This window comes from Aeromonas sp. 602396 (genome assembly GCF_049173735.1).
In the GTDB taxonomy this organism is placed as follows: Bacteria; Pseudomonadota; Gammaproteobacteria; order Enterobacterales; family Aeromonadaceae; genus Aeromonas; species Aeromonas veronii_A.
On record NZ_JAAKSD010000016.1, the window covers coordinates 99,655 to 123,024 of the forward strand.

19 protein-coding genes and 1 pseudogene are annotated in these 23,370 nt (G+C 59.6%); 9 read left to right on the plus strand and 11 right to left on the minus strand.

Annotated features, from left to right (window positions below):
• The first annotated feature begins 18 nt into the window (after positions 1–18).
• A complete protein-coding gene (locus G5229_RS17645) occupies positions 19–978 on the plus strand; it encodes a LysR family transcriptional regulator (RefSeq protein ID WP_127007941.1) in 960 nt (319 codons plus the stop codon).
• On the opposite strand, the gene trpS is transcribed toward G5229_RS17645, so the two are convergent.
• Both trpS and G5229_RS17655 read right to left on the minus strand, forming a co-directional pair.
• On the minus strand, positions 957–1,970 hold the full coding sequence (trpS, locus tag G5229_RS17650; protein ID WP_421209834.1) for a tryptophan--tRNA ligase: 1,014 nt from the start codon (positions 1,968–1,970) through the stop codon (positions 957–959). The two genes, G5229_RS17645 and trpS, sit on opposite strands and share 22 nt — an antisense overlap.
• Positions 1,971–2,162: 192 nt before the next feature.
• Positions 2,163–2,600 (minus strand): universal stress protein, encoded by a 438-nt coding sequence (locus G5229_RS17655; RefSeq protein ID WP_005339229.1) that lies wholly within the window; start codon positions 2,598–2,600, stop codon positions 2,163–2,165.
• 401 nt (positions 2,601–3,001) lie between these two features.
• Here G5229_RS17655 and fabV point away from each other — a divergent pair, with 401 nt between their 5' ends.
• The 3 genes from fabV to G5229_RS17670 all read left to right on the plus strand — a co-directional run bounded on the left by fabV (position 3,002) and on the right by G5229_RS17670 (position 6,141).
• On the plus strand, positions 3,002–4,189 hold the full coding sequence (gene fabV, locus G5229_RS17660; RefSeq protein ID WP_421209836.1) for an enoyl-ACP reductase FabV: 1,188 nt from the start codon (positions 3,002–3,004) through the stop codon (positions 4,187–4,189).
• Between the two features lie 92 nt (positions 4,190–4,281).
• Entirely contained in the window at positions 4,282–4,806 is a 525-nt protein-coding gene (ftnA, locus tag G5229_RS17665) for a non-heme ferritin (protein WP_005339225.1), read from the plus strand.
• A gap of 150 nt (positions 4,807–4,956) precedes the next feature.
• A complete protein-coding gene (locus G5229_RS17670) occupies positions 4,957–6,141 on the plus strand; it encodes an NAD(P)/FAD-dependent oxidoreductase (RefSeq protein WP_421209864.1) in 1,185 nt (394 codons plus the stop codon).
• A gap of 75 nt (positions 6,142–6,216) precedes the next feature.
• Here G5229_RS17670 and G5229_RS17675 read toward each other — a convergent pair.
• The 6 genes and pseudogenes from G5229_RS17675 to ecpA form a co-directional block, all read right to left on the minus strand.
• A pseudogene (locus tag G5229_RS17675) lies at positions 6,217–6,338 on the minus strand (MFS transporter); the annotation flags it as partial.
• Positions 6,339–6,419: 81 nt separating this feature from the next.
• On the minus strand, positions 6,420–7,094 hold the full coding sequence (locus tag G5229_RS17680) for a fimbrial biogenesis chaperone (protein ID WP_323911218.1): 675 nt from the start codon (positions 7,092–7,094) through the stop codon (positions 6,420–6,422).
• Between the two features lie 14 nt (positions 7,095–7,108).
• On the minus strand, positions 7,109–8,731 hold the full coding sequence (locus G5229_RS17685) for a hypothetical protein (protein ID WP_421209838.1): 1,623 nt from the start codon (positions 8,729–8,731) through the stop codon (positions 7,109–7,111).
• 2 nt (positions 8,732–8,733) lie between these two features.
• Entirely contained in the window at positions 8,734–11,181 is a 2,448-nt protein-coding gene (locus tag G5229_RS17690; protein WP_421209840.1) for a CS1-pili formation C-terminal domain-containing protein, read from the minus strand.
• 80 nt (positions 11,182–11,261) lie between these two features.
• Positions 11,262–11,921 carry a fimbria/pilus periplasmic chaperone gene (locus G5229_RS17695; RefSeq protein WP_421209842.1) on the minus strand — a complete coding sequence of 220 codons (660 nt, stop codon included), beginning with the start codon at positions 11,919–11,921 and terminating at the stop codon, positions 11,262–11,264.
• A 59-nt stretch (positions 11,922–11,980) separates the two neighbouring features.
• The gene (gene ecpA / locus G5229_RS17700; protein ID WP_421209844.1) at positions 11,981–12,553 is read right to left on the minus strand and encodes a common pilus major fimbrillin subunit EcpA; all 573 of its coding nucleotides are present in this window, start codon (positions 12,551–12,553) and stop codon (positions 11,981–11,983) included.
• A gap of 472 nt (positions 12,554–13,025) precedes the next feature.
• Here ecpA and G5229_RS17705 point away from each other — a divergent pair, with 472 nt between their 5' ends.
• Together G5229_RS17705 and G5229_RS17710 are read left to right on the plus strand one after the other, a co-directional pair.
• Positions 13,026–13,649 carry a response regulator transcription factor gene (locus tag G5229_RS17705; protein ID WP_236302647.1) on the plus strand — a complete coding sequence of 208 codons (624 nt, stop codon included), beginning with the start codon at positions 13,026–13,028 and terminating at the stop codon, positions 13,647–13,649.
• 5 nt (positions 13,650–13,654) lie between these two features.
• Positions 13,655–17,239, plus strand: a complete 3,585-nt coding sequence (locus G5229_RS17710) for an ATP-binding protein (RefSeq protein WP_421209847.1) — start codon at positions 13,655–13,657, stop codon at positions 17,237–17,239.
• 34 nt (positions 17,240–17,273) lie between these two features.
• On the opposite strand, the gene G5229_RS17715 is transcribed toward G5229_RS17710, so the two are convergent.
• The gene (locus G5229_RS17715) at positions 17,274–17,714 is read right to left on the minus strand and encodes a hypothetical protein (protein WP_421209849.1); all 441 of its coding nucleotides are present in this window, start codon (positions 17,712–17,714) and stop codon (positions 17,274–17,276) included.
• A gap of 171 nt (positions 17,715–17,885) precedes the next feature.
• Between G5229_RS17715 and G5229_RS17720 the strand changes: the two genes are divergently transcribed.
• From G5229_RS17720 to G5229_RS17730, 3 genes are all read left to right on the plus strand, one after another.
• Positions 17,886–19,559, plus strand: a complete 1,674-nt coding sequence (locus G5229_RS17720; protein ID WP_198303871.1) for a sensor histidine kinase — start codon at positions 17,886–17,888, stop codon at positions 19,557–19,559.
• Between the two features lie 46 nt (positions 19,560–19,605).
• Positions 19,606–20,337 carry a LytR/AlgR family response regulator transcription factor gene (locus G5229_RS17725; RefSeq protein WP_421209850.1) on the plus strand — a complete coding sequence of 244 codons (732 nt, stop codon included), beginning with the start codon at positions 19,606–19,608 and terminating at the stop codon, positions 20,335–20,337.
• A gap of 109 nt (positions 20,338–20,446) precedes the next feature.
• Positions 20,447–21,637 carry an L-lactate MFS transporter gene (locus G5229_RS17730; RefSeq protein ID WP_040069602.1) on the plus strand — a complete coding sequence of 397 codons (1,191 nt, stop codon included), beginning with the start codon at positions 20,447–20,449 and terminating at the stop codon, positions 21,635–21,637.
• 73 nt (positions 21,638–21,710) lie between these two features.
• On the opposite strand, the gene G5229_RS17735 is transcribed toward G5229_RS17730, so the two are convergent.
• Both G5229_RS17735 and purE read right to left on the minus strand, forming a co-directional pair.
• Positions 21,711–22,835: a 5-(carboxyamino)imidazole ribonucleotide synthase gene (locus tag G5229_RS17735; protein WP_421209852.1), complete on the minus strand. Its 1,125-nt coding sequence runs from the start codon at positions 22,833–22,835 to the stop codon at positions 21,711–21,713.
• On the minus strand, positions 22,832–23,341 hold the full coding sequence (purE, locus tag G5229_RS17740; protein ID WP_421209854.1) for a 5-(carboxyamino)imidazole ribonucleotide mutase: 510 nt from the start codon (positions 23,339–23,341) through the stop codon (positions 22,832–22,834). The genes G5229_RS17735 and purE overlap by 4 nt, the downstream gene beginning before the upstream one ends.
• Between the last annotated feature and the right edge of the window lie 29 nt (positions 23,342–23,370).

A 23,370-nucleotide genomic window follows, 5' to 3' on the forward strand; every position in this document is an offset into this window, starting at 1 on the left:
TAACTATGGCTAATATCGATGGATAGCTCGCTCGCCCGTCTTGACCTCAACCTGCTCGCCGTATTCGACATGCTGATGCAGGAGCGCAATGTCACTCGTGCCGCCGAACGGCTGCATTTGTCCCAATCCACTGTCAGTCACGCCTTGGGGCGGCTGAGGGTGGCGCTGGATGACCCGCTGTTCGTGATGAGTCGGCGCGAGATGATGCCGACCGAGCGGGCCAAGGCGCTGGCCGGGCCGGTGCGCCAGGCGCTGGCAATGCTGGAGCAGGGATTGCGGCAGGCCAAAGGGTTTGATCCCGCTACCGCACGGCGGATTTTCCGCATCGCCACCCCGGGTTCGGTAGAGCACGGGCTGGTGCCAATGCTGGTGGAGCGGCTCCATCGGCAGGCCCCTCACTGTCGGCTTGAGGTGTGCGAGCTGGCGGACAGCGACTACGAGCGGGAGTTGGAAAAGGGTGAGCTGGATCTGGTGATCGGTTTCGCCGGGGCGAATCACCTCTCACCCCGTTTGTGGCGGGAGGAGTGGTTCAACAACCCGCTGGTCTGCCTGTCGCCACTCGGTAGCGAGTTGCCCGATGTGCTGACCCCGGTCGAGCTGGTGAGCCGTCCCCACATCCACACCTCCAGCTGGGGTCACAGTCAGGCGATGGTGGAGCTCTGGCTGGCTCGCTTCGGGGTGGAGCGGGAGTTGGGCGTACGGTTGCCGAGCTTTATGGCGGTGCCGCCGTTGATGGCGACCGGCCGCTATCTGGTGGTGGTGCCCGAGATGATCGGACGCCACTTCTGCCGCTACTACCCGCTGCGGATGCACCAGCTCGACCCCGCCATCCCGATCGTTTACCTGATGGCAGGGCATCCGCTCACCGCCCACGACGAGGCGATCGGCTGGTTCAAGAGCCTGTTGCACCAGTTGGTGTTCGACCTCTATGGCGACGATGCACTCGGGACTCCCGCTCAGCGGATGCTGGCGAAGTAGTCGAGCCCCATGGCGCTTTTCACCTCCGCCAATACCTCATCGGTGATGATGCGAGCCTGCTCGGTGCCTTGATAGAGCAGCTCCAGCAGCATCTTCTTGTCGGCAATGGCCGCGGCCCGGCGCTCCCGCATCGGGGCGAGCAGGGTTTGCAGGCAGTCATTGAGCACCTGTTTGCAGCGCATGTCCCCCAGTCCGCCTCGTCGGTAGTGGGCCTTCATCTCGGCGACCAGCGCCTTGTCGGGGTGGAAAGCATCGAGATAGGCGAACACCGTATTTCCCTCCACCTGACCCGGATCGCTCACCTTGAGGTGGTTGGGGTCGGTATACATGGCGAACACCGCCTGTTTGATCTCTTCCGCCGACATGCCGAGCTCTATGGTGTTGCCGAGGGATTTGGACATCTTGGCCTTGCCGTCGATGCCGGGCAGGCGGCCGGTGTCGCTCAGGATCGGCTGGCATTCGGTCAGCACCTCTTTGCCTACCAGAGAGTTGAAGCGGCGGACGATCTCGTTGGTCTGCTCCAGCATCGGCAGCTGATCTTCCCCGACCGGCACGTGGCCGGCGCGAAAGGCGGTGATGTCGGCGGCCTGACTGACCGGATAGACCAGAAAACCGGCCGGCAGCGTGCGTTCGAACCCTTTTTGCTGGATCTCCGCCTTGACGGTGGGGTTGCGCTCCAGCCGGGCGACGCTGACCAGATTGAGGTAGTAACAGGTGAGTTCGGCGAGGGCGGGCAGGGCGCTCTGCAGGCAGAAGGTGGTCTTGGCCGGGTCGAGACCGACCGCCAGATAGTCGGCCATCACCTCCAGCACGTTGTCGGTCACCTTGGCCGGATTGTGGCCGTTGTCGGTCAGCGCCTGCAGGTCGGCGATCATCACGAATTGACGGTAGTGGTGCTGAGCTTCGACGCGCTGGCGCAGGGAGCCGACATAGTGGCCGATGTGCAGTTTGCCGGTGGGACGATCGCCAGTCAGGATTACAGGGTTGTGCATGTCACTCTCTCCAGTTGGGTGAGCCGGGAGGCGACAAAGGGATAAAAACAGTTGACCGCCTCTCGGCGGTCACGGTGTTTTCTTTGGGAAATTTACAATAGAAACGCGGTGCCGCCTGTTTAGGAGTAGCACCACCAGTAGTTGTGATTGAATGCGGTCATGTTCATAGCAAATCAAACTACGCCGGTTTCATTACTTCTGCAAGGGGACGACCAGCAGATCGCAGGGCACCGTATTCATCAGCTGACGGGCGCTGGAGGTGAGCAGGCTCCAGAAGCTCTGGCGATGGCCGCACACCAGCAGGTCGATCTCGTACTCCTTGACCGCCTGATTGACCCGCTCGCTCAGATCGCCGCAGATCACCAGCTTCTTCTCGATGGGATAGTCCACCGAGGCCAGAAATGCCTCCAGCTTCTCTTTCGCTTCGGCAATCACCTGATCCTGCACGTTGTCGATGTCGATATCGATCATCTCGGTGTAGAGATCCTTGAGGTCCACATCGACATGGATAACCGACAGCTTGGCGCCGTTGGAGCGGGCTCTGTCCACCGCCTTGTCGATCACCTTGCGGTTGTCTTCAGAGAGGTCGATCGCGGCCAGAATATGCTTGTAATAGGTTGTTCCACTCATGGGGGTTCTCCTTACCGATCCTTCAGCCCACTATACCAATCTCTGCTGAAACTAAAATGGTGCCTCAGGCACAGTTTTGGGATTTAAATGAGTTTAATGACGTGTGACACAGGGTCAACAACTCAGTTATTAACCACTATTTGCCTATAAATTAAACAAGAGTTTGACGCCGGTCACACCCCTCGGCTTGCCGATCTGGGGGGAGAGGCATAGGATGGGCCCGTGCTTCGCAATGAACACAAAACAACAAAAAGCATCTGAATACCGCTTTGGGGAGCCACGTGTTCCCTTTTGTTTTTCTGCCTCAATTCCCGCTGATTTTCTGACTGATAGCGATCCGGCATCAAGTTAATCTCCTTCGATTTGGTTATGCTGTAGCCAGTTTCTTTGGAGGCCTTCCCATGATCATTCATCCCCAGATTCAAGGTTGTGTTGCCCGCAACTGTCACCCCATCGGCTGTCGCGCCGCCGTGCAGCAGCAGATCGAACGGATCAAGGCCGCTGGCCCGTTCAACGGCCCCAAGCGGGTGCTGGTGCTGGGGGCTTCCTCCGGGTTTGGACTGGCGTCGCGCATTGCACTCGCCTTCGGGGCTGGTGCCGACACCATCGGCATCTCCTTCGAGCGCGGCCCTTCCGACAAAGGATTGGGCAGCGCCGGTTGGTACAACAACATCTGGTTTCGCAAGGAGGCGGAGCAGGAGGGGCGTATCGCCATCAACCTGATTGGCGATGCCTTCTCCGATGGCATGCGCCAGCAGGCCATCGACACCATCCGCCAGCAGCTGGGGCAGGTGGATCTGGTGATCTATTCGCTCGCAAGCGGCATCCGGGTGCTGCCCGATGGCACGCAAGTGCGCTCGGTGCTCAAGACAACAGGCCAGCCATTTAGCGGCTGGGGGCTGGATCTGGAGCGCGATACCCTGGTGCAGCAGTCGCTGGCGCCAGCAACGCCGGAGGAGATCCGCGATACCGTCACCGTGATGGGGGGCGAGGATTGGCAGCTCTGGATGCAGGCGTTGCAGCAGACCGATTGTCTTGCCCCCGGTGCGCAAACCGTCGCTTACTCCTATATCGGCCCGGAATCCACCTATCCCCTCTATCGGGATGGCACCATCGGTTATGCCAAGGAGCATCTGCACGCCACCGCCGAGACCATCAACCTGCAGCTGGCCGAGATTGGTGGTCACGCCTGGGTGTCGGTCTGCAAGGCGCTGGTGACCAAGGCGAGCGCCTATATCCCGGTGCTGCCGGTCTATCTCGGCCTGCTGATGGGGGTGATGAAGGAGCGTGGCGTCCATGAGGGCTGCATCGAGCAGATGCAGCGACTGTTCGCCGCCAAGATGTACGGGCCCAATGGGGTGGTGGCCGATGGTAACCGGCTGATCCGGATGGATGACCACGAGCTCGACCCGGCCATTCAGGCTGCCGTTTCGGCGCTCTGGCCCAAGGTGACGCCGGAGAATTTCCACGCGCTGGGGGACTTTGCAGGGCTGCGGCAGGATTTCATGCAGCTCAACGGCTTCGAGCTGCCGGGCGTCGATTATGCAGCGCCGGTGGATGTCGCCTCCCTTGGCGAGTTGACCCCCTGAGCTCAAAGAAACGGGATCTCCCTCTCGTTGGCGGGTTGATTCGCGGCGGGAGTGTGGCGACAATCGATACCAAATCACTGAGGAGAAACAAGATGCTGGCCCAAGCCATGATCGAGAAGTTGAACGAGCAGATTAACCTGGAGTTCTACTCCTCCAATCTCTATCTGCAGATGAGCGCCTGGTGCGAAGACAAGGGCTTTGAAGGGGCGGCGACCTTCCTGCGCCAGCACGCGGTCGAGGAGCGCCAGCACATGGAGCGTCTGTTCACCTACGTGAGCGAGACTGGCGCCATGCCCAAGCTGGGTGCCATCGATGCCCCTCCCCACGAGTTCAAGTCGCTGGGCGATGTGTTCCGTACCACCCTGGAGCACGAGTATCACATCACCAAGTGCATCAATGGTCTGGCTCACGTAGCCTTCACTACCCAGGACTACTCCACCTTCAATTTCCTGCAGTGGTATGTGGCCGAGCAGCATGAAGAGGAGAAGCTGTTCAAGAGCATCGTCGACCGTCTCGGTCTGGTGGGTGAAGATGGCAAAGGCCTCTACTTCATCGACAAGGAGCTGGCCGAACTGGCCAAGGGCGCCCCGGCCAGCATCATGGACAGCAACGCCTGATAGTCGTGGACACTTAGTGTTCAGCCAGTACAATAACGGCCCTTTTAAGGGCCGTTGTTTATTCTGGTGGGCAGCCACTATGGTTCTGTTCCGCCAGAGGCAATCTCGGTTCTGGCCAGGTGCCGTTTCTATTTTGATAAGTGAGTGATGATGAAGCAGGTCGATGTGGTGGTGATCGGGGCCGGTGCGGCCGGATTGATGTGTGCGGCGCAGGCGGGCTACCGTGGCCGCTCCGTGCTGGTGCTCGACAACGCCAAGAAGCCGGGCCGCAAGATCCTCATCAGTGGCGGTGGCCGCTGCAACTTCACCAACCATCAGGCTGGTGCTCACGCCTACCTGTCGGAGAATCCCCACTTCAGCAAGTCGGCGCTGGCTCGCTACACCCAGCAGGACTTTATCGATCTGGTGGATCGCCACGGGGTTAACTATCACGAGCGCACCCTGGGGCAGCTGTTCTGTCTCGAGAGTGCCAAGGATATCGTCGATGTGCTGCTCACCGAGTGTGACTGGGCCGGGGTGACCCTGCAGTTCCAGACCGAGATCCTCACCGTCAGCAAGCAGGACGAAGGCTTTGTGTTGACCACCAGCAAGGGTGAGATCGGCTGCCACTCGCTGGTGGTGGCGACCGGCGGTCTCTCCATGCCCAAGCTGGGCGCGACCCCGTATGGCTTCAAGCTGGCGGAGCAGTTCGGTCTCAAGGTGCTGCCGACCCGTGCCGGTCTGGTGCCCTTTACCCTCCATCAGGCGGAGAAAGAGGCCTTTGCCGATCTGGCGGGCATCAGCCTGCCGGTAGCGGTGACCGCCGAGGATGGCACCCGCTTCAAGGAGGCGATGCTGTTCACCCATCGCGGCCTCTCCGGCCCCGTCGTCCTGCAGATCTCCTCCTACTGGCATGCCGGCGAGAAGATCCACATCAACCTGCTGCCGGAGCTGGATATTCCGGCTGCCCTGCGTGAATGGGCGCAGGCGCACCCGGCGCAGGAGCTGAAAACCGTGCTGGGGCGCGAGCTGCCCAAGCGCTTCGTCGACAAGCTGGTGGAACTGGGTCTGCTGGTCAGCAAGCCGATGCGTCAGTACAACGAGCGGGAGCTGGAAGCGGTGGCCAACTTGCTGGGTGACTGGCAGATCCTGCCCAACGGCACCGAGGGGTATCGCACCGCAGAAGTGACCCTGGGTGGCGTCGATACCAACGAGCTCTCCTCCAAGACCATGGAAGCGCGCAAGGTGCCGGGCCTCTACTTCATCGGCGAAGTGGTGGACGTGACCGGCTGGCTCGGTGGCTACAACTTCCAGTGGGCCTGGTCTTCCGGTTGGGTAGCTGGCCAGTACTGCTGAGCTGCCCTTGTTCTCATCCACTTCAGATGCGGCCTCTCAGGCCGCGTTTTTTATGGTCGGCATTCCTCGCGGGCGATCCACTAGCCAGCCCAGAAGGGCCGCCCCTATACCCCCATGCTGAAGGCGAAACCGAACAAGAGGCCAGAGATGGTGCTGACCTTGCCGGGGACCAGATCCTAGGCATAGACCAGGATGGAGATCCAGATCACCCGCTTGCGACCCTCTCCTCCTGAACCTTGAAGGGTGGCAGGACCCCGGGCACCCGGTGCCGGGCGCCTCTAGTCTGGCCAGCACTCCTTGCCAACCTGGATGAATCTGGATTGATAGACGATCAGCTTCTGATTGCCCGGCTGACCGATCCTGGAGTTGTGATAGGTCTCGCCGGGCAGCAGGTACTTGCTGTCGGCCTCGCTGTCCGCCTGCTGACAACCCTGTTTGACCATGAACTCGAAGTAGGTATTGCCGGTATTGGTGATGCTGCCCTTTGCCGGATCCAGCTGGTATTCAAAACGTGACTGACGCGGGCGCACGACCAAGATGGATTGCAGAGCCAGCTTCACCTCTACGGTTCCCCGGCGCTGCGCCTGACCGCCTTCATCCACCTGGGCTGCCGGCGACTCGGTGAAGGTTATGCGATAGTAACGCTCCTGGCTATCCGCCGGTCCCTTGTAGTAGAGCTTGACGTTCTGTGCCTGCCTGCCGTGCAGCGTGAAGCGCTTGGGGGCAAACAACAGCTCACCGGGTATGGTGGGCACCGCGCGCCCTCTGGCCGTGGGATCGCTGATCTTCTCCATCTGCACTTCGTACACCTTGGGTGCGCCACTGTTGTTGGTCACGGTACGCGTGGTGAACTCTTCCTTCTGGTCCATGGCAACCGTCATCGCCCCGATGTCGATGGCCGTGGCCTGTGAGGCAAAGAGGCTGGCCAGCAAGGGCCAAAGAAGACGATGCATGTTGTGCTCCATTCTCAGCGCCAGGTTCCCTTGATGTTAATGGTGCCGCTTTGCTCTACCGCACCCTCCCACATCTCATCGTTGACGGTGCGCTGTACCCTGGGATCGGTCAGGTCAAATTCCAGCGTCAGTTGATAGAACCGCGTAATGCCTTTGCCGTTGATCGGATCGTTCCATTCCTGCGGTGGCTGGCTGTCTTGTATGCCCAATGCGCGAATATCTACCGGGGTCCGATCACAGCGAATGGCATGTCGGGAGGCGGCACCATGCGTCGCCGAATCGAATACCAGCCTGGTCGGTATTGGTACGGCCTGTTCGGAGGTGAACGTTCCGGTAGGATAAAAAGTGCAATACCCCTGGTAAGGGGCACCCTTATCCTGTGATATGGAGATCTCAAGCAGATCGGCACTGATGGGGCCACTATCCGAAATATTGTATGGGAAGCTCAATACATCTTTACCGACGCTGCCTTCCCTGTAAGGATTGGTTACTCCATCCGAAGATAGGATCGAGACGCTGAAATCCCGTGGTTTGATATGAATCTCAGTTGTACCGCTGAACTCATAATATCCACTCTCTGGAGCATATCCGTTTTTCATATTGAAGTTGATCAGGCTGCGAGTGAGCTGCTCTTGTAAACCCAGTCTCACGACCTGCTTGAAAAAGTTGCTAGACAAGAAAAGGTAGACAGACTGTTGCCCCCTTAAGTAACTGATATTGTAACGAGAACCCTTATTTGCCCAGTTCTTTAGATCTGCGCTCATTTGCAGGTCGGCTGTGCCTATGGCGCTATTTAGCGAGCTGTTTTTAACATTGGTATACATATAAGGCTCGCTATAGCTCTGGCTACCATCTTCATTGAAATTGTAATCAAGAAATCGACACAAAATACCGTCTCGAGTACCCAGCCTGTAGTTCTCGCAACCCTGTGAACCCGGCAATACGTAAGGTGTTCCATTGCTGTCTACGATCACCTCGCTAATTGCGTTGGTTTGTATGAAGCGTAAATGTCCGGCCTTCTTGTGCTGCATGTTCCTCACATACCAATTACCGCTGTTCTGATCGACACAGCGTTCTCCCGCAGCAGCATCATATTTGAGCGTGGTCCTGCACAGATTCATTTCCCTGTTCAGAATAGCCCCAACGGGCATTACCCGCAGATAGTCGAAGAAGCCTGGACTCAGCTTGCCATGGCCCCATCCAGCGGATGCCCCCATGAGCCCGAAAAAGCCGAGATCATCGACAACGGCCGGCTTGTTGACTGCCTCTGCCGTGTCGGGATCGCAACGGGTATATGTCATGATGCACCGCTGGTTGACATAAGGTCGACGGATGGGGCCGTTCTCCCACATGTCGACGTTCCAGTTGTTGATATCGGTGTTGTACCCGTTATCAACGTACGCCAGACTCACCTGTCCATTTCCTTTGAGCGAGGTCCAGGCATTCGCACCGGTCAGTCGTGGATCCAGTGCATCGGTTGGCGCAACAAACAGGTTGTTGTCTTCCTGGTTTTCAATGAACAGGAAATTGCGAAGTGGTGCATTCGGCCAGACGGTTTTGGAGACAGCTGCACTGCCCTGCTGAGCCCAGCCAGTACCAAGCGCAATGACCAATAGCAGTCTGTGTGTGATTTTCATGATCAATATTTCCTCACCATGGCATAGGTGGGCAGTCCCTGGCAGGTTACGACTCCGACCCAGGCCGCGCCCGTGTGTCTTGCAAGATCCAGCTCGGCTTCACAGAAGTCACTCCCCTGGCGGAAGGTCAGCAAGGGATTGGCCTTGTCCACATCCAGAGAAAATTCGCCAGCGTCGTTAGTAACCGTGGTCCCGATATGGTTGTCAATGCGGGCGTTGGCCAGCAGTGAGCCATCCTCTGCCTTGAGTACGCCGAAGACAGTTATCATCTCCTTGACGCTATCGCTTGCATCCAGGGTGGCGACGTTGCCGGGGAACAGGGTGTAGCGCTGCTTGCCGGTATTGATGTCATAGCTGTCTTTCCCCGTCTTGCTGTTGAGCAGCTCAACCTCGTATTCCTGATATGGGGAGAGGGCGAGGAAGGTCTGTTCCCCTTGCAGGGGGTAGTCCTGCCCATTCACCTTGGCGATCATCTTCCCTTCACGGGCGATCCCGGTATTGATGATCAAGCCCGCACCCGAGGCACTCCGGCTCGATGCGGTCACGGCATTTTCCGTGGTGGCCAGGGCGCCCCGTGCAATGAGGTTGCCGTTGATGTCACCGCCATGGCCGCGGCCCAGCGTCATGGTGCCGCCCATGGCACTGTGCTCGAAACCCAGGGTGCCGGAGAGAGCCGTATTGTGCTCATCGCTGCCGTGCACCATGCGCGAGGCATTGAATGCCGCCAGATTGATGACGCCGTCCATGCGTTTCTGGTAGCTGAGGTTGGCCGTTGTCTGACCCTGTTCGTTGCTGCTCATGCCAAAGCTGAACAGGTTGTCGAACGGAATCGAATAATCCAGGGTGACACTCTTGTTACTGAAGCCATTGAGGGTGCCACTGTCACTCTGCAGGCTGGCGCGCAGCGACAGGTTGCCGTATCGACCCGCATAGAGGTGCTGGTAGTAGTCTGCATAGCTGCGATCGCTGTTCATCTGGCGATCGTGCTGGGTGTTGAAGGTCAGCTGACCCAGTCCGCTGATCCAGCCACCCAGGTTGAGCGTGATGCCGGCGGAGTAGAGCTCGGTATCGCCCACCATCAGGGTGCTGCCAGTCTTCAGCTTCTCCTGGCTGATCCACAAGGAGGCGTAGTCGTGGGCCTGCAGGGAGAGGCTGGAGGCCAATCGCCACGAACGATCCGAAGCCAGCATGCTTTGCAGCTGTGTGCCGAGGCGATCGGTGACCTGCCAGCTTGCGCGCGCCTCGCCTACCGCAGCTTCCTTGAAGGCATAGGTAGTGGTGGCTAGTTCAATGGTGCCCAGCGAACGCGCCAGCGATACGCCAAACAGGGGGGAATCGCCGCTGTTTTGGGTACCTTCCATCATGCCTCCCCACCATTGCCAGCCCCACTCCTTGGTAAAACCGAGGTTGCCGCCGAGCTTGGTGACACGCTGTGTCGTGGTGCTGGTCAGCCGTCCATCCACATGGACTTCGACCGTGACGTTGTAGACACCGTTGGGGAAAGCAGAGGTATCAAGGCTCTGGTTGCCGATAGCCAGGTTTTGCAGGCCGATCAGGCGTCCATCCCTATAGACTCTGGCCTCGCCATTGGCGGGCATGAAAACTTGTACCGGCGTGGTCGATTCGTTGGCCGTCTGTTTGCGAGACTGCGCCTGGTTGCCATAGGACGCCCCGTAGATGCGGCCCGTGGTCAGGCCCGTCACCACCCCCAGGGTCTGCAGGTCCCACGTTGACACCATGCCTGCCGCGATGCGGCGATCATCGAGATCCCGTTCGTACATGGCGCGGTAGATATCTCCGGTCTGCTCAGGCTTACCCAGATTGTAAAGGGAGGCGTCCATGGCGACATGATGGGCACCTAGCCCGACGGTGCTGTCCAGTTGCAGGAAATTGGAGTCGCTGTGACCGCTTTGCGGGTTGCTGATGAAGGAGTAGCCCAAGTTGTAGCGATGCACCCCCGTCAAGGTATCGACCGTCGGGGTCAATGCCACCCGGTTGTCTGGCTGCTTGGCCTGGCCAAATGCTTCTCGCGAGACCCTAATGGTCAACAGCATGGCTACGAGGTCCAGCTGCATGCTCGCATTGGCATCGAGCCGCAGGCTGCCATCTGCAGAAAAGGTGCGTTGCTGTTTGCTGGAGAGCATGGCAGTGAGGGCGTCGTTTAGCAGTCCTTGCTGCTGGCCGGCACTGAAATCAAGGTGCAGCAAATGCAGTTTGCCGTCCTGGAGCAAAAGGGTGGCGTTGCCGATGGAGCCATCGGTCAGGGTGTCGATCCGATTGTCCTCATCCGTGTATTGGAGGCGCACCGGCACCGCCAGCCCCTCTTCCAGTGCACTAGCAAAGCTGGCGGGAATGATGACGTTGGCGATCCTGAGGGGGGCTGTGGCGCTGGCCGGGGCTGACAGCACGATCAGCCATGAGAGTGGCAACAGCCAGGCTTTCTTCAACATATCGAGCACCATGGTTCCAGATGTCGGCAACGGGGCCTCGTCACCCTGCGAGGGGCGAGGACAGTACCGGTAAAAAGAGGTTATTTGACGATGACGAATTCCTGACCCAGCCACAGGCCCAAGTGGCTCTTTTTGTCATGCATGTCGACCTGCTTGAACCGGCGCTGCTTGCCCGGTAGGTCGTAGTAGGTCTCCTTGCACAACTCCTGGCTTTTCAGGCAGGGGCCGTACGCCACGGTGCGGTAGGAGGCATTGCCCTTGTTGGTCAGGGTGTCGCCCTTCAGGTCGTAGGAAAATCGCTGCTGGCGCGGCGTCACCACCAGGATTGTGCCTATCTGGGCCGAGGTGGTGGCGACCGCCTGCCGACGTTCGCTACGCTGATCGTCTGCGGAGAGGGCGGTGTCCAGCCAGCGGATGCGGTAGTAACGCTCCTTGTCATCTTGTGGGCCCTTGTAAAAGAACCTCACGTTATTTTTGGCATTGGCGGGCAGCATCATCCGGCTGGGCGACAGCATCAGTTCACCGCTCACCTCCATGGGGATCTCCCGTCCCCCCTCTTCCGGGGAGGAGATGCGCGTGACCGTGACCGTGACCAGCCTGGCCTGGTCGCTGCCATTTTCGATCTGCTTGGCGACTTCCTGGCTGTCTGCGTCGATGAAGGTGGTCACGGCGCCGACATTGATTGCCTGGCTGATGCCGGGAATGAGCAGCAACCATATGGCTATGATTTTCAGATTCATGGGATGTCTCGAGAGTAAAAAGGGCCCCGCAGGGCCCCGAATGGTATGCGGTGAATGACTCAGACCCAGTTCGCAACGAACTCGACGTTGACTTCGCCGCTCCACAGGCCATCCGGCAGGGCATCAAAGGTGGTGGTGCTGCCGTTGGCGGTGGCGCTCTCGATGTTGAAGGTGAAAGAACCCTGGGCCGTGGTGCGCTGCGCATCGTTCTGGAAGCCGTTGGCGATGGGGGAGAGGTTGCCACCAGTGATGCCGGCCGCCGTGTCGATCAGCGTGGTATAGGCGGTGGTGCTGACCGGTGCGCCGCCCCACAGCACGCCCACGTCGACAGTGGAATCGCCACCCAGGTGATTCAGAGTGCCGTTGAGCTTTTTCGCCTTCAGGGTGAAGGAGGTGGCGCTGGCATCCCCCTTGATGGCGACATCGAACAGGCCGTTGACGGTGTTGAACCCCTTGATCCCTTCTGCATATTGGAAGGAGAGGCTGGAGAGCGGGGTTACCACCAGCTCGGAGGTGGTGTCTTTCTTTGCGGTGGCCTGCCAGGTAGCTACGGCGGAGGCTTCCACGGCAGCTTGAGCGGTAGCGGCAAAGCCCAGTCCAGCGATGGTCAGTGCAATCAGAGTCTTCTTCATTACGATATTTCCTATATGTTTTCTGATAGGCGGCGCAGGCCACCTAGTTGATTGATTGCCCGCCATGGGCATCTCATTGCCCCCGGTGACGATTTGACCAAGGGAGGCAGCCGGCCTTGGAACATGTTGTTCCTCGGACCAGCTCGTTTTTTCTTCGACTAAGATAGCGATAGGACTTGCCTGGATCGATTGATTGCTGCGTAGGAAAAATCTTAAAGGGGTGGGGAGGTAGTGATGGGGAGCTAGGAATCCGCCGTAGTAAACTCGGCTGGCAGAGAGGGTAAACGAAGTACAGAATAAATAACCGATTGATAAATATATGAAAAATAATAAGGATATAATCAGCGCCAGCTTTAAAATTTGTGATTTATTAGTTTTTAACATCTTATGAACATCAAGGGGGCTGTATGGTATAGCTGCTTGATTTATAGTTAATATACTACTTGGGAAGGACTAAACAGCAGGTTTATATATGTCAAAGATATTGATTGTAGATGATCACCCAGCAATAAGAATGGCTGTGAAAATGCTGCTTGAACAGGATGGACATCATGTTTTAGCAGAGGTTGATAATGGTGTTGATGCTATTTCTGCAGCCAAGATAAACCGACCCGATATCGTGGTTCTTGATATTGGAATTCCCAAGCTGGATGGTATCGAAGTCATTAAAAGACTCAAGCTGCTGGATATAGGTACCCGGATCTTGGTGCTGTCTGCCCAATCGACCCACCATATTATGGTGCGTTGTCTGCAAGCCGGTGCTGAGGGTTTTTTGTCCAAGCTGGATGATTTGTCTTTATTGAAGGATGCGATAGCAAAAATAGAAAAGAAGCTGCTCTACTATCCTCGTGAGGTAATTGCCGGCGCCAGACATGCCCATACCGTCGATCGCGAGGATCTGCTCTCCAGCCTCTCTTCCCGGGAGATGAGCGTGCTGTTGCAGATTTGCCAGGGCCATGCCAACAAGCAGATTGCCCAGAGCATGCTGCTGAGCGAGAAAACCGTCAGCACTTACAAGACCCGGCTGATGAAGAAACTCAACATCACCAACATCGTCGATCTGATCAGTCTGGCCAGACGGCAGAAGCTGTTGTGAGCGCGATGAAACCACTGCTGTTACTGCTCGTTCTGATCTGTGCTTGGCCATTGTCGGCCAGGGCGCAAGCAGAGCCGCTGCTGCAAGTCTATTCGCGGGATGGCGGGGAGTACCTAGATGCCAGCCCCTTGCCGCTGCACGGGGAGGAGTGGCGTTGGCTGCAGGAGCGTGAGCGGCTGATCCTGGGGGTGCCAAGACCCGATAATCCCCCCATGGACATCACCCTTCGTGCCAATGCCTATGAGGGGGTGACGGCCGACATCGTCGGCATGCTCACCCATTTACTGCATATCCAGATCCTGGTGAAGGGATACCCCTCCAGAGCGGCCGCCATCGAGGCGCTCAAGCGCGGGGAGATCGACTTGCTGAGCGCCTCGAACACTTATGAGCAAGAGCAGCAACTCCTGTTGACCGATAAATATATTGCAGATGATCCCGCCATTTATAAAAATATCGCTATAAGGGAACGAGAAATAAAGTCGGTGGCAGTCCCCGAGTATTATTTGCCATATACGGACATCATGCGCTATTTGTCAGATTATAAAGTGAAAATATATCCCTCCCGTTATAGTGCGCTCTCCGCCGTGGCTTATGGCCAGGCGGATGCTGTCATGGTGGATATGATCTCTGGTAACTTTATCGTCAACAAATTTTATCAGAGCAGCATTCAATTATTGAAGCCGCTTTATATCAATACCAATGGTTTTGCCTTTGCGCTCAATCCCAAAGACCGGCGACTCAAGAGAATAATAGACATAGCGCTGGGGGAGATCCTAGAGAGCAAGCGGGCGGAAGTGGCCAAGCGCTGGAATGGGGGAGGCCTCTCCATCGGTGCCAGCAAGGTCGGGTTGAGCCGCGAGCAGTGGGAATGGCTGGGCAGGCGGGAAAATATCCGGATTGCCGTCAACAGCGGCGTGCCACCCCTCAGCTTTCTCGACGTCAATGGCACCATGCATGGAGTGGTCGCCGATCTGCTGCAGGTCATTCGCGCTAAGCTGGGGGTGGAGATCGAGGTCGTGCCCGTCAAGACGCCCGAGCAGATGACCCAGCTGCTGGATGGCGGTCTGGTGGACGTAGGCGTACTGAGTCCGTCGGCGGATCGCAGGAACCGCTATCTGTTCAGCAGGGCCTTTGTCCTCGAGCCCCTGTCCTACGTGGTGGGGCTGCGGCACAAGGGCATGTCGCCCGATACCTTGCTCAAGTCCGGTACCGTGGCTGAGATCAAGGGGTATATCACGACGCAAGTTGTCTCGGAGGCTTACGGCAGGCTGACGACACGGCAGTTCGACAGAATTGAAGATGCGTTGCGCTGCGTGGCAACGGAAGTGTGCGACGTGACCGTGCTGCCGCTGCGGGTGGCCAAGTACTACATCAACAGCAAATTCCCCGACAGCCTGATCATCACGGGGGAATTGTTCGAATCCATTCCTATCGGTGCCGCCTTTGCGGTGTCACCCGATCATCAGATATTGCGGGACATCCTAGACAAGATCATCGCCATCATTCCTCCTGATGAGCTGGAGGGGCTCTCCAACCGCTGGCGGGTCAGTGCCCAGCAGGAGTCCATCTCCTGGCAGGAGTTGGTGCGGGAGTTCGGGGGCTTCATCGCGCTGATCCTGCTGTTGACTCTTTGGGTCGGCCTGTGGGGATTGTCGCTGCGCAAGCAGGTGCGTGAGCGGCGGCAGGTGGAGGGGGCGCTGAGCACCCAGCTCAAGTTCATTGCCGACCTGGTGGACGGGACGCCCCACCCCATCTATGCGCGGGATCTGGAAGGGGGGCTGGTCCTGTGCAACAGCAGTTACGCGAGCTTCTTTGGGGAACCCAAGGTCAGTCTGCTTGGTACGGGGCTGGATGACGTGCGAACGCGCTGGCCTTTTCTTGTCCCCCTGCTCGCAGACCTGGCCCTCTCCCGGAAGACCGGGCTTCCACAGGAGGGAGACCATCGCCTGATCATGCCAACGGGCGCAGTGGATGTGTACCACTGGGTGCAGCCTTATTACGATCTCGAAGGCAAGGTGCAGGGGGGCGTGGGGGGCTGGATCGACGTCAGTGAACGGGTGCGCCTGCTGGATGAGCTGGCGGTGGCCAGCCAGGAGGCCCAGGAGGCCAACCGCGCCAAGAGCACCTTCCTAGCGACCATGAGCCATGAGATCCGCACCCCCATGAATGCCATCATCGGCTTGCTGGAGCTGGCCCTCAAGCGGGGTAGGTTGCACGAGGAGGATCAGGCGTCCCTCACCATTGCCCATGGCTCGGCAAAGGATCTGCTGAGCCTTATCGGCGACATCCTAGATATCTCCAAGATAGAGTCCGGCCGGTTCGAGCTGGCGCCTGAGCCCCACGACATCGTGGCCCTGACCGAGTCGGTCGTCACCGTCTTCACCGCACTGGCCAGGCAGAAAAACCTGCGGCTGGAGCTGGTGACGGGAGAGGCGCACTGGGTAGAGATAGATGGCCGTTGCTACAAGCAGATCGTCTCCAACCTTATCAGCAACGCCATCAAATACACCGAGCGGGGGTCGGTCAGGGTGATGTTGGGCTCCAGGGTCAGCGACGGCTGGTGTACTCTGCAGCTCGTCATCAGGGATACCGGCATAGGGATAGCACCCGCTGAGCAGGCTCGGCTGTTCCAGCCGTTCAGCCAGGCCAGCCAGCCAGAGCACATTCAGCAGTCCGGCACCGGTCTGGGCCTGATGATCTCGCGCTCCCTGTGCGAGTCCATGGGTGGCTCCCTGGTGCTGGAGAGCGAGCTCGGGCAGGGGACCCTGGTCTGCGTCGAGATGAAGTTGCCCATGGCCGCGGCCGTGGTGCCGCCCCCGTCTGCCGACCGGGGACAGGCCGTGGAGGAAGGGCGAAGGCTGAAGGTTATGGTGGTGGACGATCACCCCGCCAATCGCCTGCTGGTGACCCAGCAACTGGCCTATCTGGGGCATGAGGCCAAAGCCGTGGCCTCGGGGGAGGAGGCCCTGCAGGAGCTTGCCGATACCCGGGTGGATGTCGTCATCACCGACTTCAACATGCCAGGCATGAACGGCTTCGAACTGACGCGGCAATACCGGGCGCTGGAGCGGCGCCAAGGCTGGCCGCGCTGCGTGATCCTCGGGCTGACGGCCGATGCGCGTCAGGAGCAGATCAACGAGGGGCAGTCGGCGGGCATGGATGACTGCCTGTTCAAGCCGATCGGACTGGAGGCGCTCGCTCAGAGCCTGCGGCGACATATGCAACGTGAAGATCAGAGCCACATTGCCACCTGCATGCGGGAGATAAGGCAATACCTCGGGCCGCTGACGGCGCACCAGTCGACCCTGATGGTGCCTCTGCTGGCCGAGTTTGTCCGTGCCAGTGATGACGACCTGCTGGGTCTGCAGGAGGCGGCACAGGCGGGGGACGTCGGCCGCTTCATGGACAAGGTGCATAGGCTCAAGGGCGGCGCCAGGATCATGGGTACCCTGAAACTGGTCGCCACGTGCGGTGAGATAGAGTCCTGGACACTCGACGAAGAGACGCTGCCGGCAGCGCTGGCACGGCTGCGCCAGGACTACGAGGTGGTCAGGCTGGCCGCCACTCGGCTCCAGAACGTGGACGAGTAAACCTGAAGGCATGCGGGGCATGCCTTCAGACTGCTCAACCGAGCCAGTAGACCATCAGCTCATAGGCGGCCTCACCCACCTGGTCCGGCCTGGCTGAGGGGGCCTGATAACTCAGGTAGTAGCGGGTCGCCTGTGTCAGGGGCAGGGGATGGGTTTCGGAGAGCGGTTGTCCATTTAGGGTCAAATGGATTTTTTTGCCGTCTTGCTGTGGCAGGGTGCCATAGAGTTTGCGGGCTTGCAGTCGATAGGTGGTGTTGAAATCCGGGTGACTGAGGTCGGCAGCCAGGCTCTGGACGGGGGCCTGTACCGGGTCCGAGTTGATGGGCTGGAAGCCGGGGTGGGTGAGGGATACTTCCATGTTGGTCTCTTTGCTGGCGGTGGCTTGCCAGTTCAGCTGGCCCACCTGCGCATTGGCGTGAACGGCGTCGCTGCTGCAGCCAATCATCAATGCCAGCACCATGTTTTTCTGAAACATAGTTATCTCCTGTGTCGGACTGGGCTCCACTTGGCGGGAGCCTACTCTTATCGGCCACCATTCCAGAAAGCTGAACCCGTCAGCTGATATTCGGCAATGAGCCAGCAGGAGATAAGGGGTATGATCTTGCACCTCGATACATCTCTTTTCCATTGATACGGGATCTCACTCTTGCTTGAAAATCAGATGATGCTGCTGGCGGTGTTCGAACGGGCGGCGCTGATGCTGATGACCCTCTTCTTCCTGACCCGCACCCGGCCGTTCCAGCGGCTGTTCCAGAAGCGGGATCACACCCCGGCTGAGCTGGTGCTGGTAGCCTCCATCTTCTGTTTGTTTGCGGTGTTCAGTACCTACACCGGCATTCCGGTGGAGGGGGCGCTGATCAATGTGCGGATCATCGCCATCATCTCCGGCGGCATCCTGTTTGGCCCCTGGGTCGGCATTCCGGCCGGGGTTATCTCCGGCCTGCACCGCTACCTCATCGACATGGATGGCCACACCTCCATCCCGTGCCTTATCGCCAGCATCATCGCCGGTCTGCTCGCCACCTGGTTGCATCTGCGCTGCCGCAAGTCGCGGCTCTGGCTCTACGGCATTCTGGCGGGGATGCTGTGTGAAGGGCTCACCATGCTGCTCATCTGGCTGCTGACCGAGCCGCACGAGGTGGGCGTCGAGATCGTCAGCCATATCGCTTACCCGATGATCGCCGGGGCACTCTGCATCGGCCTCATCATCAAGCTGGTGCAGGATCTGGATGACGAGAAGGAGCTGATTGCCGCCAAGCAGGCCAAACTGGCGCTCGATATCGCCAACAAGACGCTGCCCTTCTTCCAGAACATCGACCGCCACTCCCTGAGCCAGGTCTGCGCCATTATTCGCAGCGAGATCAGTGCCGACGCGGTGGCCATTACCGACACCCGTGATGTGCTGGCCTATGTCGGGGTGGGCAAGGATTACTACGAGCTGGAGGAGCACCACGCCATCAGCGGCATGACCCAGCAGGCGGTGCTGCTCGACCAGATCATCATCAACAACGATCTGCGCCAGTATCATCTCTCCGATTTCCACTCGGTCATCATAATTCCGTTGCGGGAAAACGGCGCGGTGAGCGGCACCCTCAAGATCTACTACCGCCGCACCCACAGCATCACCAGCTCCCTGCGGGAGATGGCGGTGGGCCTCTCCCAGCTCATTTCCACCCAGATGGAGGTGTCGCGCATCGAGCAGCTCAAGGAGATGACCCGCAAGGCGGAGTTCACCGCGCTGCAGAGCAAGATCAACCCGCACTTCCTGTTCAATGCCCTCAACGCCATCTCATCCTTGATCCGCATTCGCCCCCAGCAGGCGCGCCAGCTCATTGCCAATCTGGCAGACTACCTGCGCTACAACCTCAACAAGGGGGATGAACTCATCGACATTCAGGAGGAGCTGCAGCAGGTGCGTGACTACGTGGCCATCGAGCAGGCCCGCTTCGGCGACAAGCTGGAGGTGGTGTTCGAGGTGGACGATGTACACATTCAGGTGCCGAGCCTGCTGTTGCAGCCCCTGGTGGAAAACGCCATCCTGCACGGCATTCAGCCCCGCAGCGCGCCGGGTCGGGTCACCATCGAGGTGAAGCAGCTGGCGGGCGGCATCCGGGTAGCGGTGCGGGACACCGGTTACGGCATCAGTCAGGCGGTGATCGACGGGGTGGCCGCCGGTCGGGTGGAGAGCCGCAGCATAGGCCTGATGAACGTGCATCAGCGGGTCAAGCTGCTCTATGGCGATGGCCTGCACCTCAAGCGGCTGGAGCCGGGTACCGAAGTGAGTTTCTATCTGCCGGATCAGGAGTCGATGCCATGCTGAGTGCCATCATGGTTGAGGATAAGTGTGTGCCGCGAGAGGTGTTGTCATGCTGAAAGCGATCATTGTGGAAGACGAGTATCTGGCTCGCGAGGAGCTCATCTATCTGGTGAATCAGCACAGCCAGATCGAGATAGTGGCGAGCTTTGAGGATGGGCTGGAGGCGTTCAAATACCTGCAGGATCACGAGGTGGACGTGGTGTTTCTGGATATCCAGATCCCCTCCATCGACGGTCTGCTGCTGGCCAAGAACCTGCACAAGTCGAGTCACCCGCCCCACATCGTCTTCGTCACCGCCTACAAGGAGTTTGCGGTGGAGGCGTTCGAGCTGGAGGCGTTCGATTACATCCTCAAACCCTACAACGAGCCGCGCCTCATCAGCCTGCTGCAAAAGCTGGAGCAGGCAGGCAAGTCGCTGGTGGGGCGGGGGAGCGAGCCGGGGGCAGCGCACAATCGCACCGTCAATCTGGTGAAGGGGGAGCGCATCATCGTCACCCCCTGCGAGCAGATCTACTACGCGGAAGCCGACGAGAAGCTCACCTATGTCTACACCCGCGATGATCGCTACGTGATGACCATGACCATCAGCGAGTTTGTCAGCCGCCTGCCTGCCGAGGGCTTCTTCCGTTGTCACCGCTCCTACTGCGTCAACATCAACAAAATCCGCGAAATCGTCCCCTGGTTTAACAGCACCTATCTCATCCGGCTCCATGATCTGCCGTTCGAGGTGCCGGTCAGTCGCAGCAACATCAAGGCGTTCCGTCAGCTGATGCGGCTCTGATTGTCATTCATTCCCGTCGATCTGCATTTCATGCCTTAATCGATCGGCGCGAACTGCGTCTTGCCTATAGTGGCCTCAATTTCCTTAAGGCCATCGACCGAGACGCATCATGACCAAAGAGATGAACCGCACCCGGTACCTGACACTGATCGGTACCATCATCACCCAGTTCGCACTGGGTTCTGTCTACACCTGGAGCCTGTTCAACGCCCAGCTCTCCGACAAGCTGGACGAGCCGGTGAGTCAGGTTGCTTTCGCCTTCGGCCTGCTCAGCCTGTCGCTGGCGGTCGCCTCCTCCATGGCGGGCAAACTGCAGGAGCGGTTCGGGGTGCGCAACGTGACCCTGGGGGCTGGCGTGCTGCTCGGCATCGGTTTCTTCCTCACCGCCCATGCCAGCAATCTGGCCATGCTCTACCTCTGCGCGGGCATTCTGGTCGGTTTTGCCGACGGTACCGGCTACCTGATGACCCTCTCCAACTGCGTGAAGTGGTTCCCGGAGCGCAAGGGGCTGATCTCCGCCTGCTCCATCGGTGCCTATGGTCTCGGCAGTCTCGGTTTCAAATATATCAACCTGCTGCTGCTCTCCAGCTCCGGCCTTGAGACCACCTTCCAGCTGTGGGGCTTGATTGCGATGTCCATGGTGCTGGTGGGCGGCATGCTGATGAAGGATGCGCCCAAGCAGGCCGCCTCCGTGCAGCAGAGCGAGAGCCGTGACTTCACTCTGGCCGAGGCGATGCGCAAACCACAGTACTGGATGCTGGCGCTGATGTTCCTCACCGCCTGCATGAGCGGCCTCTATGTCATCGGCGTGGCCAAGGATATCGGCGAGAAGATGGTGGGTCTGCCTGCCGTGGTCGCTGCCAATGCCGTCGCCATCATCGCCATGGCCAACCTGGGTGGCCGTCTGGTGCTGGGGATCCTCTCCGACAAGATGTCCCGCATCCGGGTCATCACCATCGCCCAGCTGATTACCCTGGCGGGCATGGCGCTGCTGCTGTTCGTGCCGCTCAATGCCAACCTCTTCTTCGTGGCGGTGGCCTGTGTGGCGTTCAGCTTCGGTGGCACCATCACCGTCTACCCCTCGCTGGTGAGCGACTTCTTCGGTCTCAACAACCTGACCAAGAACTACGGCGTCATCTATCTGGGCTTTGGTCTGGGCAGCATCATCGGCTCCATCGTGGCCTCCCTGTTTGGCGGCTTTATGGCGACCTTCCACCTGATCCTGGTGTTGCTGGTGGTGGCGCTGGTGCTCTCCCTCACCATCCGCCTGCCGGCACCGGTAGCGGTGGAGCGGGCCTGATAAGTCTCCCTGCCACAGCAAGCAAAAACAGAGACCCGGGCCATGCCCGGGTCTTTGCATTTCCGATGGTCGATCAGCACGGCGCCAGCCCCAGCAGCTGGCGGGCCTGACGGCAGCGCTCCTCCACCGTTGGCCACTCATCACCGGTTACCGTGATATGGCCCATCTTGCGGCCGGGGCGGGGTTCGCCCTTGCCGTAGAGGTGCAGATGCAGGCCGGGCAGCGCCAGCAGGGCGGCCCAGTCTGGCGTACCCTTCTGCCAGAGATCCCCCAGCAGGTTGATTAACAGGGCGGGGCGCACGGCGATTTGCTCCGGCAGCGGCAGATCGCACAGGGCCCGCACCTGCAACTCGAACTGGCTGCATGCGGCGTTGTCGAGGCTGGGATGACCCGAGTTGTGGGGGCGGGGCGCCAGCTCGTTGACCAGCAGGCGCCCCTCCACCAGAAAGAACTCCACCGTCAGTACCCCGACGTAATCGAGGGCGGCAATCAGTCGCTCAGCGATCCCTTTGGCCTCGCGCTCCAGCGTTGGCACATTGGCCGGGGAGCGGGTCTGGTCCAGAATGCCACCGCTGTGCCAGTTCTGCACCAGCGGCAGGGCGCTGATGGCGCCGCTCGGGCTGCGGGCCAGGGTCAGGGCAAACTCCCCCTCCAGCGCCAGCCGTTGTTCCAGCACGCAGGGCACGCCACTAGCTGCCAGCGCCGTCGCCAGCTCATCCAGATTACTCACCTGCCACTGTCCCTTGCCGTCGTACCCTTCGCGGGCCGTCTTGAGGATGGCGGGCAAGAGTTCGCTGGCCTGTGCGGGGATAGGCTCTTCCGGAAGTAGCGCCAGATAGGGGGCGACCGGGATGTCAGCTCCGCGCAGAAAGGCTTTCTCCTCGCGGCGATCCTGACAGATTCGCACCGCGCTGGCGCCCGGGCGTACCGGTTTTTGTTTTTCGAGCAGCGCGAGGGTGGCGGCGGGCACGTTCTCGAACTCGCAGGTAATGGCTTCGCAGCGGCTGGCCAACTCGACCAGTGCCCCAGTGTCGTCATAGGGGGCGACAATATGATGATCGGCGGCGGCACCGGCGATGCTGGCGGGATCGGGATCCAGCACCACCACCTTGTAGCCGAGGCGGTGGGCGGCCATCACGAAGTAGCGGCCGAGCTGGCCGCCCCCCAGCATGCCGAGGGTGGCGGGAGGCAGGATCATGTCGGCTCCTCCAGCGTGAGGGCAAGCACCCGGTCGCGCTCGCGGGTGCGGAAGTCGTCGAGCTGCTGCCGGTAGTGGGGGGCGTCGTCATCCCGGGCGACCGAGAGCAGGGAGACCGCAAACAGGGCGGCGTTGGCAGCCCCCGCCTCGCCGATGGCGAAGGTGGCGACCGGCACGCCTTTAGGCATCTGCACGATGGAGAACAGGGAGTCCATCCCCTTGAGATGACGGGAGGGGATGGGCACCCCCAGCACCGGCAATGTGGTCTTGGCGGCGACCATACCCGGCAGGTGGGCGGCGCCACCGGCCCCGGCGATGATGGCGCGCAGACCGCGCTCGCGGGCAGTGGCGGCATACTCGAACAGCAGATCCGGGGTGCGATGGGCCGATACCACCTGTGCCTCGTAGGGCACGCCGTGCTCCTTGAGGATGCGGGCGGCGGCCTGCAGCACGGGCCAGTCGGAGTCGGAGCCCATTACCAAGCCGATCAGGGGAGGGGTGTTCATGTGTATTGGTTCCTTGCTGTTAAACGTTT

What these genes read in the sequence shown, in the direction of transcription:
- G5229_RS17735 (WP_421209852.1), bottom strand. Translation starts at nt 22,835, where the DNA reads ATGATCCTGCCTCCCGCCACCCTCGGCATGCTGGGGGGCGGCCAGCTC.
- G5229_RS17725 (WP_421209850.1), top strand. Translation starts at nt 19,606, where the DNA reads ATGCTGAAAGCGATCATTGTGGAAGACGAGTATCTGGCTCGCGAGGAG.
- ecpA (WP_421209844.1), bottom strand. Translation starts at nt 12,553, where the DNA reads ATGAAGAAGACTCTGATTGCACTGACCATCGCTGGACTGGGCTTTGCC.
- fabV (WP_421209836.1), top strand. Translation starts at nt 3,002, where the DNA reads ATGATCATTCATCCCCAGATTCAAGGTTGTGTTGCCCGCAACTGTCAC.
- purE (WP_421209854.1), bottom strand. Translation starts at nt 23,341, where the DNA reads ATGAACACCCCTCCCCTGATCGGCTTGGTAATGGGCTCCGACTCCGAC.
- G5229_RS17655 (WP_005339229.1), bottom strand. Translation starts at nt 2,600, where the DNA reads ATGAGTGGAACAACCTATTACAAGCATATTCTGGCCGCGATCGACCTC.
- G5229_RS17645 (WP_127007941.1), top strand. Translation starts at nt 19, where the DNA reads ATGGATAGCTCGCTCGCCCGTCTTGACCTCAACCTGCTCGCCGTATTC.
- G5229_RS17690 (WP_421209840.1), bottom strand. Translation starts at nt 11,181, where the DNA reads ATGTTGAAGAAAGCCTGGCTGTTGCCACTCTCATGGCTGATCGTGCTG.
- ftnA (WP_005339225.1), top strand. Translation starts at nt 4,282, where the DNA reads ATGCTGGCCCAAGCCATGATCGAGAAGTTGAACGAGCAGATTAACCTG.
- G5229_RS17705 (WP_236302647.1), top strand. Translation starts at nt 13,026, where the DNA reads ATGTCAAAGATATTGATTGTAGATGATCACCCAGCAATAAGAATGGCT.
- G5229_RS17730 (WP_040069602.1), top strand. Translation starts at nt 20,447, where the DNA reads ATGACCAAAGAGATGAACCGCACCCGGTACCTGACACTGATCGGTACC.
- G5229_RS17680 (WP_323911218.1), bottom strand. Translation starts at nt 7,094, where the DNA reads ATGCATCGTCTTCTTTGGCCCTTGCTGGCCAGCCTCTTTGCCTCACAG.
- G5229_RS17710 (WP_421209847.1), top strand. Translation starts at nt 13,655, where the DNA reads ATGAAACCACTGCTGTTACTGCTCGTTCTGATCTGTGCTTGGCCATTG.
- G5229_RS17670 (WP_421209864.1), top strand. Translation starts at nt 4,957, where the DNA reads ATGAAGCAGGTCGATGTGGTGGTGATCGGGGCCGGTGCGGCCGGATTG.
- G5229_RS17685 (WP_421209838.1), bottom strand. Translation starts at nt 8,731, where the DNA reads ATGAAAATCACACACAGACTGCTATTGGTCATTGCGCTTGGTACTGGC.
- G5229_RS17715 (WP_421209849.1), bottom strand. Translation starts at nt 17,714, where the DNA reads ATGTTTCAGAAAAACATGGTGCTGGCATTGATGATTGGCTGCAGCAGC.
- trpS (WP_421209834.1), bottom strand. Translation starts at nt 1,970, where the DNA reads ATGCACAACCCTGTAATCCTGACTGGCGATCGTCCCACCGGCAAACTG.
- G5229_RS17695 (WP_421209842.1), bottom strand. Translation starts at nt 11,921, where the DNA reads ATGAATCTGAAAATCATAGCCATATGGTTGCTGCTCATTCCCGGCATC.